At 61.1% G+C, this 14,270-nt stretch carries 13 protein-coding genes and 1 pseudogene; 4 read left to right on the top strand and 10 right to left on the bottom strand.

The window, feature by feature from the left end; translation table 11 throughout:
* Nucleotides 1-315: 315 nt before the first annotated feature.
* Genes GRI39_RS12875 through GRI39_RS12865 form a run of 3 tightly spaced genes read right to left on the bottom strand, consistent with a single transcriptional unit; the run spans nucleotide 316 to nucleotide 3,655 of the window.
* The gene (locus GRI39_RS12875) at nucleotides 316-1,209 is read right to left on the bottom strand and encodes a plasmid partitioning protein RepB C-terminal domain-containing protein (RefSeq protein WP_160740134.1); all 894 of its coding nucleotides are present in this window, start codon (nucleotides 1,207-1,209) and stop codon (nucleotides 316-318) included.
* A complete protein-coding gene (locus GRI39_RS12870) occupies nucleotides 1,206-2,090 on the bottom strand; it encodes a plasmid partitioning protein RepB C-terminal domain-containing protein (protein ID WP_160740133.1) in 885 nt (294 codons plus the stop codon). The genes GRI39_RS12875 and GRI39_RS12870 overlap by 4 nt, the downstream gene beginning before the upstream one ends.
* Nucleotides 2,087-3,655: a recombinase family protein gene (locus GRI39_RS12865; protein WP_160740132.1), complete on the bottom strand. Its 1,569-nt coding sequence runs from the start codon at nucleotides 3,653-3,655 to the stop codon at nucleotides 2,087-2,089. The genes GRI39_RS12870 and GRI39_RS12865 overlap by 4 nt, the downstream gene beginning before the upstream one ends.
* 73 nt (nucleotides 3,656-3,728) lie before the next feature.
* Here GRI39_RS12865 and GRI39_RS12860 point away from each other — a divergent pair, with 73 nt between their 5' ends.
* The 3 genes from GRI39_RS12860 (at nucleotide 3,729) to GRI39_RS12850 (ending at nucleotide 5,869) form a co-directional block, all read left to right on the top strand.
* Nucleotides 3,729-4,097: a hypothetical protein gene (locus tag GRI39_RS12860; protein ID WP_160740131.1), complete on the top strand. Its 369-nt coding sequence runs from the start codon at nucleotides 3,729-3,731 to the stop codon at nucleotides 4,095-4,097.
* A 173-nt stretch (nucleotides 4,098-4,270) separates the two neighbouring features.
* Nucleotides 4,271-4,612 carry a helix-turn-helix domain-containing protein gene (locus GRI39_RS12855; protein WP_160740130.1) on the top strand — a complete coding sequence of 114 codons (342 nt, stop codon included), beginning with the start codon at nucleotides 4,271-4,273 and terminating at the stop codon, nucleotides 4,610-4,612.
* Nucleotides 4,613-4,618: 6 nt separating this feature from the next.
* The gene (locus GRI39_RS12850) at nucleotides 4,619-5,869 is read left to right on the top strand and encodes a type II toxin-antitoxin system HipA family toxin (RefSeq protein ID WP_160740129.1); all 1,251 of its coding nucleotides are present in this window, start codon (nucleotides 4,619-4,621) and stop codon (nucleotides 5,867-5,869) included.
* Nucleotides 5,870-6,256: 387 nt separating this feature from the next.
* Here the strand turns inward: GRI39_RS12850 and GRI39_RS12845 are convergent.
* Together GRI39_RS12845 and GRI39_RS12840 are read right to left on the bottom strand one after the other, a co-directional pair.
* A pseudogene (locus GRI39_RS12845) lies at nucleotides 6,257-6,529 on the bottom strand (integrase core domain-containing protein); the annotation flags it as partial.
* A 132-nt stretch (nucleotides 6,530-6,661) separates the two neighbouring features.
* Nucleotides 6,662-8,854, bottom strand: a complete 2,193-nt coding sequence (locus GRI39_RS12840; RefSeq protein WP_160740128.1) for a TonB-dependent receptor — start codon at nucleotides 8,852-8,854, stop codon at nucleotides 6,662-6,664.
* A gap of 52 nt (nucleotides 8,855-8,906) precedes the next feature.
* Between GRI39_RS12840 and GRI39_RS12835 the strand changes: the two genes are divergently transcribed.
* On the top strand, nucleotides 8,907-9,830 hold the full coding sequence (locus tag GRI39_RS12835; RefSeq protein ID WP_160740127.1) for a helix-turn-helix domain-containing protein: 924 nt from the start codon (nucleotides 8,907-8,909) through the stop codon (nucleotides 9,828-9,830).
* Between the two features lie 39 nt (nucleotides 9,831-9,869).
* Here the strand turns inward: GRI39_RS12835 and GRI39_RS12830 are convergent, their stop codons facing one another.
* The 5 genes from GRI39_RS12830 to GRI39_RS12810 are packed head-to-tail and all read right to left on the bottom strand — an operon-like array spanning nucleotide 9,870 to nucleotide 14,251.
* A complete protein-coding gene (locus tag GRI39_RS12830; protein ID WP_160740126.1) occupies nucleotides 9,870-10,874 on the bottom strand; it encodes a siderophore ABC transporter substrate-binding protein in 1,005 nt (334 codons plus the stop codon).
* Nucleotides 10,871-11,647: an iron ABC transporter ATP-binding protein gene (locus tag GRI39_RS12825; protein ID WP_160740125.1), complete on the bottom strand. Its 777-nt coding sequence runs from the start codon at nucleotides 11,645-11,647 to the stop codon at nucleotides 10,871-10,873. The genes GRI39_RS12830 and GRI39_RS12825 overlap by 4 nt, the downstream gene beginning before the upstream one ends.
* Complete coding sequence (locus GRI39_RS12820; RefSeq protein ID WP_160740124.1) at nucleotides 11,644-12,594, bottom strand: iron chelate uptake ABC transporter family permease subunit; 951 nt, start codon at nucleotides 12,592-12,594, stop codon at nucleotides 11,644-11,646. Before GRI39_RS12820 ends, GRI39_RS12825 begins: the two co-directional genes overlap by 4 nt.
* Nucleotides 12,591-13,553 (bottom strand): ABC transporter permease, encoded by a 963-nt coding sequence (locus GRI39_RS12815; protein ID WP_160740123.1) that lies wholly within the window; start codon nucleotides 13,551-13,553, stop codon nucleotides 12,591-12,593. The genes GRI39_RS12820 and GRI39_RS12815 overlap by 4 nt, the downstream gene beginning before the upstream one ends.
* Nucleotides 13,550-14,251: a TetR/AcrR family transcriptional regulator gene (locus GRI39_RS12810; RefSeq protein WP_160740122.1), complete on the bottom strand. Its 702-nt coding sequence runs from the start codon at nucleotides 14,249-14,251 to the stop codon at nucleotides 13,550-13,552. Before GRI39_RS12810 ends, GRI39_RS12815 begins: the two co-directional genes overlap by 4 nt.
* Nucleotides 14,252-14,270 lie beyond the last annotated feature (19 nt).

Below are 14,270 nucleotides of genomic sequence, written 5' to 3'. Positions count from 1 at the left end.
CATGCGGCCCCAAGTGCGGCATAACCCACGAAAACCCGATGAGATGGTGCGCTCTCGCTCGCCTATTCTCTTTCCGCGACCGTGCGCACAACCCACGCTACAGAGTGGGGCGCGCCGGTTCCCCAACCGACGCGCCCCAGGGCCTGCCCTTCCCAAACATGCCGCAAGCGGCATGCAGCCAGTCCTATGGCGACTGGCCTAGCGGGCTTGCTGCGGGGTCGCCGCCGTTCCCGCCACCGCCCTTGATCCGCCCCACGCGGCGGCTTCTCCGACGGTCCCGGCGCTTTCGGGTCCCGGTCCCCATTGAGCAATTGGTCAGCTTACGCCCGATGGCTGGTCGAGCGCGGTCGCCTGGACGATTGATCGGAAGTTCTCGAGAAACTCGGGGTGCCGGCTTTCCAGGAAGTGCTCGATTTCGGGTCTGGAAAGCATGCGTTCCAGAAAACCCGATGCGACGACCAGCACCAGCATGTCGTCGCCATATGACATCTCCAACTCCTTGTAGTCGGTGCTGAGTTCCGCCATTTCGCGTTCGAGCCGCACCATCTGCTCGGAGGACAGACCGGTCGCCTTGCCGTGTCTGTCGGGCTTGTGGAGGTCGTCCGGCTTCGTGGTGACGAGCAGCGCCTTGGCATAGGAAGCGGTAAAATTGTTCGCCGAGATCATGAGTTCGGCGACCTCTAACTGACGGATCGGCTTCATCTTGCGCAGTTTCTGAAAAGCCACATGTCCGACAGGCTTGTCCTTGAGCAGTTCGGCCACATCCTGACTGATTCCGTTGAGCAGGTGACGGCGCTGCCGGATGACCTTGGTGTCGACATTGAGCGCCCGCGCGAGCTTTTCCTCGGAAACACCGCGCTCCAGAGCAAGCACGATCATGTAGTGCTCCTGGATCACCGCCAGGCGGTTGACCCGCTTGTTGTAGGTTACGCCTTCGTCGTCATGGGCCAGGATGCATTGGGCCTCTGTGGCCCCATGTGCGCGCAGCGCCGCGAGCCGGACATGCCCATCAAGTATGAGATAGGTGCCGCCTTTCTGGCGTATGACAGAGAGCGGTTCGATCACTCCGATTTCTCCTACCGAAGCCGCGATGCGCCGATATTTGACGCTCGCTTCAAGTCCCTTAGGCAGGCGCTTGGTCGGCAATAGTCGGTCGAGCGGGACGGTGAGCACGTGCTGCTCGAAGGCGATCTTTACCTGTTCGTTCATGATGTCGGGACCGCGCCGATCCGGTCGGCCAAAGGCTCTGGCAGGGTGGTCAAGCCTTCGGCACGCATCAGCGTCACGAAATGATCGTCAGCCAGCAGGCGGCGCATTGCATTGGTGACGAAGAGCAGCCGGCTTCGTGCTAGCGAAGCCCGTTTGATAAGCAGCTTCTGACGCTCGGTTTCACGCTGATAGGAGCGGATCAAACTTTCGGAACTTACGCTCCGCTTTCGCAAGTCCTTGCCCGAACCACGGTGGATCTGTTTACCACTCACCTTGCGCTGTTCGATGATTTGACGGATCGTAAGGACCTGGTTTCCCGGCAGCTTGTTCTGCTCATAGGCCTCGGCCAGAGCGTTCTGGACTTCACCCTCCTTCGCCCTGGCGATTTCGATCGCAATTGAGTGTGGAATGGTTCCGCGTTCGACGGCGTTGATGAGCTTCTCCTCTCCTCGCTCGAGGAGTACGCAGATGGCGGCGACATAATCGGCCGAGAAGCCTACCTTTTCGGCAATCTCTGCATGGGAGTAGCCGCGTTCGGCCAATGCGCCGATTCCGTGAACGAGTTCCAGGGGGCTATGCTGACGGCGAGCGAGGTTTTCGACCAGGCTCATGACGAAGCAATCCTCCTCGCTCGCTTCGACGATGATCGCGGGGATTTCCGCGGCGCCCAGAGCAATGAACGCTTCGAGCCGCCCTTGGCCGCAGACGAGGTCGTAGCGATTCTTGCCTGGGCGCTGGCTGACGGTGATCGGCTTTTTAAGGCCCAGTGCTGCGATCGAGTCCACCAGTTCCTGAAAGACGCGCTTGTTGCGGGCACGGGGATTGAGAACAGTGATAAGATCGATTGGCACCTGCCGGATTTCGGGGGGCTCGGCGCTCATGCCGCCCTCCTCAGCGAGGACCGGCGGGTCAGTTCGACGAATGCATTCAGGCTGTCATAGCGGAAGGCATCAAGCAGAATGCCATTGTCCGGTGCCAGCCGGAGTTTCGGCGTTTGGCTGAGGTCGAGCCAGGGGAAGAGATAATAGTCCCGGATTGTCCGGTTGTCGTCTTTCATCCGGACGGCGATGGTGAGGTCGGGGCGCAGGCCGCTGTCGAATCGGACCTTCCAGCGCATTCCGCCTGCCGGCGAAATATGGCAGCGGGCGATCACAAGCGCGACCGTGAGCTCGTCATTGATGCACAGCAGGTCGGACAGAGGATCGCGCTCCACCGCGCCGCCCTGTGCCTCGATGTCGTCGATGACAGAGGTGACGATATCAGGATGCATGGCGCGTAGTGCGCGGTTGATCTCGATATAGCTGTAATCACGCGGAGGCGTGTAGCCGACAAGCTCATAGGCGCGGGTCAGGCTTCCGAAGCGATGCCGGAACGTCGAACTCGACGGCATATCGTCAAGCTCGTCGATGACCATGCCCGAAAGCCAGCCCTTGTCGGCGAGAAGGCTGGACAGCCGGTCGAGCAATTCCTGGTCGGTGAAACGCCGCGAACGGGCCTGGATGATGCGCTGTGCAGCGTCGAAGAAATCGCGTTCGACGATCGGTTCGAAAGCACCGTCCTGGCGCACCCACATATCGGGCGGATTGGCGACGCGCTTCGCTTTCAGTTTGTAGGAGATGCGGTTGTAGACATTGTTGCCGATATATTTCTCGTTGGTCAGAATCTGGTGGACCGTTCCGCGCGTCCAGTTTCGACCGAGATCGGTCTTCAGCCCTTCCGCGTTGAGAGCCTCGGCGATTTCGCTTTCTGACCGCTGCTGGACCACGAACATGCGGTAGAGGCGGCGGACCGTCTCGATTTCGTCGGGCGGCCCAGGTTGCAGGATGACCCTGTCGGTCTGAAGGCTCTTGTGCTCACCTCGCGCCAGTTCGGCCTTCACTACACCATGCTCGTCTACCAGCATGCGCCGAAGGCCATAGCCCGCTGGCCCACCCTGCCGGTAGCCGAGCCGGATCAGGCGACACTGACCGGTGAAGACCTTGGCCGAAAGTTCGCGGCTATATTCACCGGCCATCGCGCGCTTCATACTCTTGATGATCGTCGCGCTCAGGCTTCCGTCATTCTCGAACTGCTCGGCGCAATAGTGGACGGTGATCCCGCCCTCACGGCAGATAAACTCGTAATAGGCGCTCTCGTCGGCATCCTGGAACCGGCCCCAGCGGCTTACGTCGTAGACGAGCACGGCCTCGAAATCGGCTTTGCCGCCTCTGACATCGTCTATCAGTTGCTGCAGCGCGAGACGGCCTTCGAGCTTCAGCCCGCTCTTGCCGGAGTCCTCGTAGGTTTTGACGATCTCGAAACCGCGCCGCGTGGCATATTGCGCGATGATCTCCGCCTGATTCTCAGTGGAATATTTCTGATGCTCGGTCGACATGCGCACATATTGCGCCGCCCGGATCAGCGGTCCTTCATGCTCTGCTTCAGTCCGTTCGTCGCTCGCCCGCATTGGTCCAATGCCTTCATGTCACCAGGAAATGACACCCTCTGACTCTGGAAAGTCTTATTGGGAGATCAGGCGTATGTCGTTCACCGAGAAGGACCGAAAACTTCGGTCGAAATCTGGAGATAATTTTCCCGAATTGTCGCCTTCGTCATTGAGTGCGGCGCTCGCACTCGCCTTGAAGACGGAGTTTGGTGCTCTTGCGTCATCGGTAAAAACTGTTGCGAGGCTGACGAATTCGAATGAGCGAGCTGTGCGCAACTGGTTCGACGGCAAGAATAGTCCGAGTGCGGACAATCTGGTTATCCTGATGCGCCATTCCGACCAGATATTGCGGACGGTGCTCGAACTTGCCGATCGGCGTGATCTCGTTCTTGCTGTGGGACTCTCTGGGTTGCGCGCGCAGTTGGTCGACGTGCTCGCTGCTATCGACAGCGCACAGAGCTGACTTGGACAGGTTTGTCAGATCAAGAGGGTTAGAGAGGGGGGCACATGCTTCGATGAGCGCAGCTTGTCCGCTTGGGCGACATCTGCCATTCTAGAGGCACTTCGATTGCCTCAATATACATGACATATCATGTGTAATTGACAGAATACGCATGATATGTCATCTACGCTGCTATGCCACGTGCTTCTAGAGCTGCCAGCGGACTGCCGCCCCAGAGCCTGCGCGCCATCGCGCAGCTCGGAAAGGATATCGCGCTCGCGCGGCGGCGGCGCAAGCTGCCGCAGCGGCTTATGGCCGAGCGCATGCTTGTGTCGGTGCAGACGTTGCAGCGCCTAGAGGCAGGCGACCCGACGGTAGGCCTCGCGGTCCTTGCCAGTGCGCTCCATGTGTTCGGTATGACCACGCGTCTTGCCAGCCTGGTTGCCGCCGACAGCGATCGCGCGGGCATTAGCGAGGATCTCGCGCGTCTCCCGAAGACGACCCATGCCTCGGATGTCGATGATCTGGATTTCTGATCCGTCATGGTGAGCGTGCGCACCTATGTCTTTGTGCATCTGCCCGAAGGTCCGGTTCCAGCCGGGCTGCTCACCATGACCGACGAGCCGCGCAACAAGTTCGCGACATTTGCCTATGGCCGCCGCTATCTTGAACGCCCCGACCGACTGGCGGTCGACCCGGTTGCCCTGCCACTCCACGACGCGGACAGCGGCCACACTTTCCGCACGGAAGAGGGCTTCGCGGTTTTCAACGCCATCCGCGATGCAGCCCCCGATGGCTGGGGCCAGTATCTCATGTACAAGGCCATGGGCGACCGGCTACCGAACGAGATCGACCTTATCCTCGCATCAGGCGAACACCGGGTTGGTTGTCTGGCCTTTGGTCCGACCCCGGAGCGCCCGCAGCGCATCACACCTTGGGGCGAAGGCGATGCGCCGGGTGAACATTTCACGCTCGAAGAGCTGGCCGAGGCGGCTGAGCGTGCACAACATGTCGATGAACTCGATGAAAATTTGCGGCGACTGCTAACGGCTGGATCATCGCTTGGCGGTGCGCGCCCCAAAGCCGCGACCGAAATCGGGGACCAGCCCTGGATCGCCAAGTTTCAAGCACGCAACGACAGCTTCCCCGAATGCCGGGTGGAATATGCCACAATGCGGCTTGCGACCGAATGCGGGCTGAACGTGCCGGCGATCGATCTCAGGCGCGTACTTGAACGAGACATCTATCTGATCGAGCGGTTCGATCGGGCTCCACATGGCAATGGGATGGAGCGACGGCATTTCGCATCGGGACTGACCATCCTTGGAGCACATGAAAGCGAAGTCAGCCGCTACAGCTATGCCGACCTTGCCGGCGCCCTCCGTCAGTACGGCACACAAGTTCGCCAGGACCTGCAGGAACTGTTCAAGCGCATGGTGTTCAACATCCTCGTCACCAATGACGACGATCACTTGCGCAACCACGGCTTCCTTTATGACGGCAATGGCTGGCGCCTGTCCCCGCTCTACGATGTCGTGCCCAAGCCGCAGGTCGGCCTTGAACGACGGTTGGTGCTCGGCGTGGGGCCACAAGGGCGCAATGCGACGCTTGAAAATGCCTTGGCTGGAGCGGCGGTATTCAATCTCGGCCCGGACGAGGCCGAGGCACTAGTTGCCAAAATGCGCGCTGTGGTCACCGCGCGCTGGCAGCCACTGTTCGAGGAAGCCGGTCTTGGCTCCGCCGATCAGGGACGTTTCGCCACATGCTTCCGGCTGGCAAGCGACGATGAATGAGCCGCCCACAACCTGCGAACATGCAAACCGGGCCTGCCTCAACCGCCATCTCGAAACCGTGATTGCTGGAAAGCACCTGCGGGAGGCTCGAAAATGGCTACAGGAAGAATAAGTAAGCGCGTGGTCGATGCGATGCGCTCGGCCGGCGTTGCCGTTTTCTTATGGGACGAGGATATCAAAGACTTCGGGATGAAAGTCACTTCATCCGGCGCGGCACCCTACGTCCTGCAGTATCGAATGGGTGCGCGCGAATCCAAGACGCGCCGATATATGATCGGTGGACATGGCTCTCCCTGGACGCCTGCTACGGCACTGTCCGTCGTCAGAACATTTGGCACAACTCGTGTCGTAGATCAGCGGAGTGCGAGCCTCGTCTGAGATTGATGTTTAGGCGGCGAGCTTGCGGTGTTGCAAGCGCCGATATTCAAGTGTCTGTCGCTTGATCCTTTCTCTTCGTTTGATGATGGCAGGTGCCCTGCCGAAGTAAGCATCGGCGGGCGTCACATTGTCGAGGCTCTCGTGGTAGCGCTGGTGGTTGTAGTGCTCGACGAACGCTTCGATCTGTTGTTCGAGATCGCCGGGCAGGAAGTAATTTTCCAGTAGCACGCGGTTCTTCAGGGTCTGGTGCCAGCGCTCGATCTTGCCCTGTGTCTGCGGATGGAACCTGTTGGGCTGCCGGATCGCTGAAACCGAGATCGGCATTCTGCGATGAGGCAACCACGCGAGCGGCCAGTGTAATGAGAAGGGTCCCGGGCACACCCGAAAGCCCCGCGCTGCTGGGATCGGTGCCGCTCATAGCTTCCACTCAAGCTCGATCCCGCCTTGCCGCGAGCGGCCGATCGGCGCGTACCAGTTGCCATCATTGCCAAAGCCAAGGTTACGGAAGGCCAGCCCCGTACCGCGCCGCACATCGGTGAGGTTCTCGACAAACAGGCGAACAGCCCAGTGATCCGCCTCATACCCTGCCTGCAAGCCGATCATCTGCGTCGCGGGCTGCACGGCTTGCCCCAGACTTTCGAGCGACTCCTTGCCGGTGAAGGAGACGTCGGCGCGACCGTAGAATCCTCCGGGCGTCTGGTAGCGAGCCGCCAGATAACCGTCATAGGAGGGCACCAGCTTCACCCGCCTGCCGCGCGCATTGGTCGCCGCATCGATCTGAAGATCGCGATAGCGTGCGTCGGACAGCCCGAAATTGGCGGTCAGCGTCAGTCCGGGCGCGGGCCGCGCCGATGCTTCGAGTTCGAACCCCTTGCTGTCGATCGATGCGTCGGAGCCGATATAGTCGGACGAGATGATCCGGCCCGAGGCATCGGTGGCGACCTGAATCTCCTGCCAGTTGTTTGACCGGATATAGAATGCCGCGCCGGCAAGGCTCAGCCTGCCATCGGTCGATTGCCATTTGAAGCCTGCTTCCTGGCTCCACATCGTTTCCGAGCTGTAGCGCAGCACATCGTCGGTGAGGTCCGCCTGCGCCGCGGTCAGGTTGAACCCGCCGGGGATGTAGCCCTTCGCCGCATTCGCGTAGAAGGAAAGCTGCGGCGATATGGTGTAGTGGACGGAGAAACGCGGCAGCACGGCGTCGAAATCGCCCTCCAGCGAGGCATCGCGATAGATGAACAGCGCCCCTCCCCCCAGGTCTATCTGACCGGCGCTCTGCTGCGCCGAGCGGTGTGCGTGATCGTAACGAAGCCCGGCGCTGAGCGTGAGATCGGGTATCTGGACGGGAGACCAGCTGGTCGAAACAAACACGCCCCAGTCGCGCGCCTGCGCAAATTGCCGGGGCGACGGGGCATAGGAATCGAGCGTTCCCGGCCCGACGAAGGTGGTCTGAAAGCGCTCATCTGCCTGACGGTAATGGGTAACGCCCAGAATGGAGGTAAACGGCTCGTCCGCGGGTGAGGCAAAGCGCAGCTCGAAATTCCAGAAATCCTTGTCCTTGTAATCCTGTCCCGCAGCCGTCGGCAGCGCGGTGAAATCGAAGTCGAGCCCCTTGGCGTCGGTCTTCAATCGTCGGTACGAAGCGGCAGCATCGATAGTGCCGTAGCCCAACTCGTAGCTTGCGCTGGCACCGAAAACTGCTTCGCCCTCTGTGGTGCGCTTTGGTGCGTCGTTTATGTAGGTGAAACGGTCGATCTCACGTCCGTCATTGTAGAGATCCGCATAGGTCCGGTTGTAGAGGTCGACATCGAGCGGAAGATACTCCTGATCGAATACGCCGGGCGCTCGGGTAGAGAGCAGATATGCCGTGGCATTGAGCGTCAGCCGGTCGGTCGGGATCCATCTGAGCCGTCCCTGGAGAAACGTCTCGTCGATCTTTCCTTCTGGCTCGCCCGGCTGGATGTTGCGCAGGAAGCTGTCCCCCCGCGAAACCTTGAAGGCAAGCGAGCCGGACAAGCTATCGCCTGCCAGCGGCCCTCCGACAAATCCATCGACGGCGCCGTTCGCGCCTCCGCCGAAAGCCGTGCCGGTCGCACGGGCTTCGGCAATCGGGTAGTCACTCGGTGCGCGGGTGTTGATGACGATCAGTCCTGACTCGCTGTTCGCCCCATAAAGCGTCGCCTGCGGGCCGCGCAGCACCTCGACCGATTCTACCTGGTTCAGAACCGCGTTGGACAGTTCGCGGAACGGAATCCCATCGATGTAAACGGCGGCGCGGTTGACGATAAAGGGGTTGGACTCGATGCCCCGGATCGAGATGAAGGTGCTGCCGAGCTGGCCGCTCTCGTTGAACTGGACGTTGGGAACGACCGCATCGAGCTGGCGCACATCGCGAATGCGCGCCTCATTGAGCATTTCGCGGTTGATCACCGTGACCGAGATATCGGCATCCTGCAGAAGAGTATCCCTTCTTGTGCCGGTGACGATAATCTCCGTCGGCTGCTGTTCCGCTGTGTCCGTGCGTTGCTCGTCGCGAGCAGAGGCTGGCTGTGACAAGGCAGCTGACAACGCAGCGAACGAAAGCGAATATAGGCAGAGAAACCGCATTTTGCCCCACAACATTATTGAGAATTATTATCGGACCATGTAACAGAGTATCATGACTGCACTACTCCGATCCGGGACCGACTTCTCCAATTCAGGAATTAATCGCTGTGCGGCGGCCGATCGCACCCGGATCGAGCATCATATGAAGAACGCCGATCAGGTCCACGCCAATGGCGATGGCACCGCCATGCTCATCAGCACCGACTACCCGGCCTTCGAGGGCGAGGTTCACAATGGCCCATTCTTGCGGATCGCGCTCGCTACCGGACCATCCAGCAGACTGGTTCAGCATATCGACGGCGCGGCGCTTGAAGGCGTCTGGCGCCGTGGCACGCTTGCGATCAGTCCGCCCAATGCGCAGGGTTTCGCCAAGGCGGGCAAGACGTCGATGATCGGGCTCGCCCTGCTGCCCGATCCCGGCGAGGCGGAAAGCCCGCTGGACCTCGATCACATCACGGCGCTTGCCGGGACATTTCAGGATGACGGCCTGTTGGTATCGGTCATCACCACCTTGCGTCATGAAGCCGCCATTCACGGCGCATCGACCGCTTTCTTCGACGAAGGCCGGTCATTGATCCTGCGCCGTCTGGCGGAGTTGCGCGGTGCTCGCCCCGGTCGCCGAAAGTCCCATCCCCTGTCCGACCTGCGCTACGCGCAAGTGCTAGCCTATGTTGAAGATCGGTTCGCCTATGATCTGTCGGTCGCCCAGCTCGCCCGGGTTGCGGGCATGGACAGCAGCGGATTCACGCGCGCCCTGCGTGCCCGCACCGGGCTGGCCCCCTATGCCTGGCTGACAGAACGCCGCATGGAACGCGCCGAAGCCTTGCTTCGCTCCGGATGCTCGGTGACACAAGTTGCGACGATGTGCGGCTATTCCAATCCGGGAAAGTTCTCGTCCGCCTTCAAGGGCGTTACCGGCCTCTTACCCTCGCTGTGGATCAGAGCTCAGGAAGACCGGGGCACAGGCGCGCGGTGACGGAAGAACGATGTGCCAGAAGGACCGTCGAAGGCAATATCAGTCCGCAGCTCCCCGACTGTCCGCATAGCCTTTGAGGACATCGTCGATCACGATCCCGATCGACGTGGGGCCAGCTCCGGTGACGTACCAGGCTTCGGGGTCGACAAAGATCACGCGCTTGTTTTTCCACGCCTTGGTGGCTCGGATCAGCGGGTTATCCATGGTTGCCGCGCTCATCCCAGCGCGGTGCTCCATCACCGCCGTCCGATCGATCAGATAGATGATGTCGGGGTCCGCCTGCTGAATGAATTCGCTTGAAACGGGTAGGCCGTGCAGGCTTTCCGCGTCCTCATCGCTGGCGGGGCTGACCCCAAGCGCTTCATGGACGAAGCCATAGCGCGAATTGACGCCCATGAACCGGTAGGCCCCGGCATTGTGCATCAGGATCAGCGCCTTTTCCGGACGGTCGGCAATGGTGTCTCTCGCCTCGACGATTATTGCTTCGAGTTGGTCGGCCTTGCGCCGCGCGAGTTCCTCCCTCCCGAAGATGCGGCCGAGCGTGAGAAGGTGATCCTTGGCCGTGTCGAAATAATCGCTGCCGGTGTCCTGATAGTCGACATCGAAAGAAATTGTCGGGGCGATCTGCGATAGTGCTTCGTACTGATTGGCATGCAAGGACGAGATCAAGACCAGATCTGGCCGCAGCCCGTAAACCTTTTCCGTGTTGGGCTGAACGATCGAGCCGAGATCGGCAATTGTATCATCGTCCCGGTATTTGGCGAGAAAGCCGGGAATGAAATCTTTTGGCATACCCGCGATGGGGACACCGAGTTGATCGAGAAAATCGACCTCGTTCATATCGAGCGCAGCCACCCGCTGCGGAGGGGAGCTGACCACGGTGGTGCCGAGCTTGTGCTTGACGGTAACGGGGGCGAAATCGCCCTCAGCCTGTTCCTGGGCATCCTCGCGCGCGTCATTGCCCGAGCGGTCGCATCCCTGGAGCATGACCGCGCAAGCAAGCAGGGCGCAGGCGCTGGTCGCGCTTTTCAGCTTCAGCATCATTTACATATTCCCATCGGTTTGAAGTAATTGCAGAAGTATCCGTCCGGCCTCGCGGAAACCTCGAAATCGAGACCGTACAGCTCTCGCAGGCACGCGCTGGTCACCACCTGCGCAACGGGGGCCGCGCGGAACACGCGTCCGCCTTTCATGGCGACGATGTGATCGGAGTAGTTGGCGGCAAAATTGATGTCGTGGACGACAAGAATAACCGTTCGCCCTTGCTCGTCGCACAGGCGGCGCAGCGCGCGCATGATGCCGACAGCGTGCTTCATGTCGAGATTGTTGAGCGGTTCGTCGAGCAGCAGGCAGTCGGTCTGCTGCGCGATCGTCATGGCGAGGAAGGCCATCTGGCGCTGTCCGCCGCTCAACTCGTCGATATAGGCGCGGCGCAGATGGTCAATCTCCACGAAGGCGAGCGCTTGCTCGATGGCAGCGTGGTCTTCAGCGGTCAGAAAACCTCTGCTGTAAGGGAAGCGGCCATAGGCCACGAGTTCGTCAACCGTGAGGCGCAGGTTGAAATCGGGCGACTGGCGAAGCGTTGCGATGCGTCGCGCGAAATCGGCTGGGCGAAGCACCGCGATATCCTCGCCTTCAAGACGAACTTCGCCCGAGCTGCGCGCCAACAGGCGGCCCATCATCATCAGCAGCGTCGTCTTGCCTGCGCCATTGGGGCCAATCAGCGAGGTAAGCTTACCAGCAGGGAAATCGAGGTTCACATCCTCGACGACCACCTTCTCGCCATATCTTTTCCGAAGGCTTTGCACGGAGATCATGCGCGTTCGCTCCTGCGCACCAACAAGGCCAGAAAGAACAACCCGCAAGATAGATTGATGAGGATGCCGACCGTGGTGCGGTAGTTAAAGACATGTTCCACCAGCAGCTGCGCGCACAGGAACAAGGCAATGGCAATCACGCAGCCCATGCTCAGGATGCTGCGATGACGGTGATCGCGCGCGAGGACATAGGCGCCGTTGGCGACGAAGATGCCCATGAAAGCCGTGGGGCCGATCAGGCTGGTCGAGATCGCCACAAGCAGCGCGATCAGGCCGAGGTGAAGCCGCACGAAACGCTGATAATCGACCCCCAGCGAAATGGCCTGATCGCGGCCGAGCGACACCACGTCGAAGGTGCGCAGCGAGCGGATGACAGGCACGCTGACCAGCGTCAGGATCGCGGCGGCAATGGCCAGTTGCGCAGGCTCCGCCCGGTTGAACGAGGCCAGCGAATAGCCTTGCAGCAGGGCAAATTCGCCGGGACTGATGCTGTACTGGATCACCTCGGTCAGCGCGCTGATGGCAATGGTCATGACCAGCCCTGCCAGCAGCAGGAAATAGACGTTGTTTCTGCCTCCGCGGAACAGCCAGGCGTGAATAGCCAGCGAATAGGCCAGCAACACCGCCACCGAGAGCAGGAAATTGCCGTTCGCGCCCAACAGCATGGGGCCGCCCGCACCCAAAGCGAAAACCAGCAGCGCTTGAAGCAGCAGGTAGATCGCCTCGTAGCCCATGATGGCGGGCGTCAGAATGCGGTTTTCGGTAATGGTCTGAAAGGCGATGGACGACCAGGCAATGCAGATGCCGCCGATGACGATGGCGGCAAGCCGGGTCAGCCGCCGCGGGATCACATAGTCGAAGTCCAGCGCCGCTCCGGCCAACAGGAACGCGGCGGCCAGCGCCCCAAGCACGGCCCAAACAGCCAGGGTCCGCAGCGAACGGGTCATCGCGATTTGCGCCAGATGAGCACGAGGAACATGATCCCGCCCAACAGGCCGGTGGTGAGGCCGATGGGCATCTCGAACGGTTGGATCACCAGCCGCCCGGCAATGTCGCAGACGAGCAGGAATGAAGCGCCGCCGAGCGCGATCAGCGGCAGGGTCCGGGCCAGATTGTCGCCATGATACAGCGAAACGAGGTTGGGGATGATCAGGCCTACGAATGGAATGGCCCCGACCGTGATGATGGTGGAGGCAATCGTCGCCGCCACGAGCATCAGGCCGAAGGTGACCATCGCCGGGTAGCTCAGCCCAAGGCTGGTCGCCATGTCCGCGCCCATGCCGACGATCGTGAAGCGGTGTGCAAACAGATAGCTGGCCACCACGATCGGCAGGATGATCCAGATGACCTCGTAATTGCCCTGAACCACGCGGGAGAAATCGCCTAGCATCCAGCCTTGCATGCTTTGCATGATATTGTTCTGGTAGGCGTAGAATTCGGCGAGCGCGTTAAGCACGCTGCCGTACATCAGGCCGATGACCGGCACGAGCACCGCATTGCGCAAGCGAAGGCGGCGGATAGCGGTGACGAATAGCAGGCTGGAGGCGAGGCAGAACACCAAGGCGGCAAACATCCTCGGCAGATTTCCGAGTTGGGGCATGCTCGTCAGCGCGATCAGCATGCCCATCTTTGCCGCGTCCAGCCCGCCGGTGGTCGCCGGTTCGACGAACCTGTTGCGAACGATCTGTTGCAGGATGACACCGCAGATCGCGAGCCCGGCACCCGTCAGGACCAGCGCCGCCAGACGCGGCAACCTGCTGGATAGCACGATCCGCCACACGTCCTCGTTCGCAGATGCCAGCGCGCCGGGTCCGATCGGCGTGGCGCCGATCAGAACGGAGGCGCAGCAAAGCGCGGCGAACAGCATCAGGGCGGCCGGTTGGGTGAGCCAGGTGCGGGCGGTCATAGATCGCCCGCTGCCGTATCGTCGAGCGCGGCGTTGCGGGCACGGGTGGCCGCGATCCCTTCGAGGACAAGATCGCGCTTGTTCTCCCACCACTGGCGGCGGCCTGCGTGCATGATGGCGCTCATGCCCATGAGCTGTTCGCGGTAATCGGGCGCTTCGTCTGCCTGTGCTTCCCACAGATCGATCATGCGCTGGCGCTGCTGGCGGCCATCGTCGTCGGTGGTAGAGATCGACCACCAACCGAGGAAGCACTCGCCCACCATATCGACCAGCATATCGACCGCCATCAGTGCTTCATCGAGAGGGAAACCCTTGGTCTGCAGGCGGGCCACCGACTCGGCGAAGGAACGCATGCCCGCTTGTGGGGTGATTTCCCCGCGATGCACTGCCTGCGCGAGGCCGGGGTTATGCTCGTACAAGGCCCACAGTGCGTCGGTCAGGATGACAAGCTCGTCACGCCAGCCGGTCGCTTCGGGCGCGCGCCAGTCCAGTTCCTCGACCGCGATCTGCGCGGCCAGCGCGATGATCTCCTCGCGCCCCGTCACATGGCGATAAAGCGAGGAGTGATCCGCGCCAAGCCGGGTTGCCAGGCTGGTGAGCGTGACCCGGTCGAGCCCGATGTCGAGCGCGGCGCGGGCAATCTTTTCGCGCGACAGGCGGCTGGGCCTGCCGGGTTTGCGTGGGGGAGCATCGGTCATGGCGTGATCCTAGGGGCGT

Origin of the sequence: Altericroceibacterium indicum (genome assembly GCF_009828105.1) — a bacterium.
GTDB classification, from domain to species: Bacteria; Pseudomonadota; Alphaproteobacteria; order Sphingomonadales; family Sphingomonadaceae; genus Altericroceibacterium; species Altericroceibacterium indicum.
This window is presented reverse-complemented; position numbering and strand designations above follow the sequence as displayed.

What these genes read in the sequence shown, in the direction of transcription:
- GRI39_RS12875 (WP_160740134.1), bottom strand. Translation starts at nt 1,209, where the DNA reads ATGAACGAACAGGTAAAGATCGCCTTCGAGCAGCACGTGCTCACCGTC.
- GRI39_RS12870 (WP_160740133.1), bottom strand. Translation starts at nt 2,090, where the DNA reads ATGAGCGCCGAGCCCCCCGAAATCCGGCAGGTGCCAATCGATCTTATC.
- GRI39_RS12865 (WP_160740132.1), bottom strand. Translation starts at nt 3,655, where the DNA reads ATGCGGGCGAGCGACGAACGGACTGAAGCAGAGCATGAAGGACCGCTG.
- GRI39_RS12860 (WP_160740131.1), top strand. Translation starts at nt 3,729, where the DNA reads ATGTCGTTCACCGAGAAGGACCGAAAACTTCGGTCGAAATCTGGAGAT.
- GRI39_RS12855 (WP_160740130.1), top strand. Translation starts at nt 4,271, where the DNA reads ATGCCACGTGCTTCTAGAGCTGCCAGCGGACTGCCGCCCCAGAGCCTG.
- GRI39_RS12850 (WP_160740129.1), top strand. Translation starts at nt 4,619, where the DNA reads ATGGTGAGCGTGCGCACCTATGTCTTTGTGCATCTGCCCGAAGGTCCG.
- GRI39_RS12840 (WP_160740128.1), bottom strand. Translation starts at nt 8,854, where the DNA reads ATGCGGTTTCTCTGCCTATATTCGCTTTCGTTCGCTGCGTTGTCAGCT.
- GRI39_RS12835 (WP_160740127.1), top strand. Translation starts at nt 8,907, where the DNA reads ATGACTGCACTACTCCGATCCGGGACCGACTTCTCCAATTCAGGAATT.
- GRI39_RS12830 (WP_160740126.1), bottom strand. Translation starts at nt 10,874, where the DNA reads ATGATGCTGAAGCTGAAAAGCGCGACCAGCGCCTGCGCCCTGCTTGCT.
- GRI39_RS12825 (WP_160740125.1), bottom strand. Translation starts at nt 11,647, where the DNA reads ATGATCTCCGTGCAAAGCCTTCGGAAAAGATATGGCGAGAAGGTGGTC.
- GRI39_RS12820 (WP_160740124.1), bottom strand. Translation starts at nt 12,594, where the DNA reads ATGACCCGTTCGCTGCGGACCCTGGCTGTTTGGGCCGTGCTTGGGGCG.
- GRI39_RS12815 (WP_160740123.1), bottom strand. Translation starts at nt 13,553, where the DNA reads ATGACCGCCCGCACCTGGCTCACCCAACCGGCCGCCCTGATGCTGTTC.
- GRI39_RS12810 (WP_160740122.1), bottom strand. Translation starts at nt 14,251, where the DNA reads ATGACCGATGCTCCCCCACGCAAACCCGGCAGGCCCAGCCGCCTGTCG.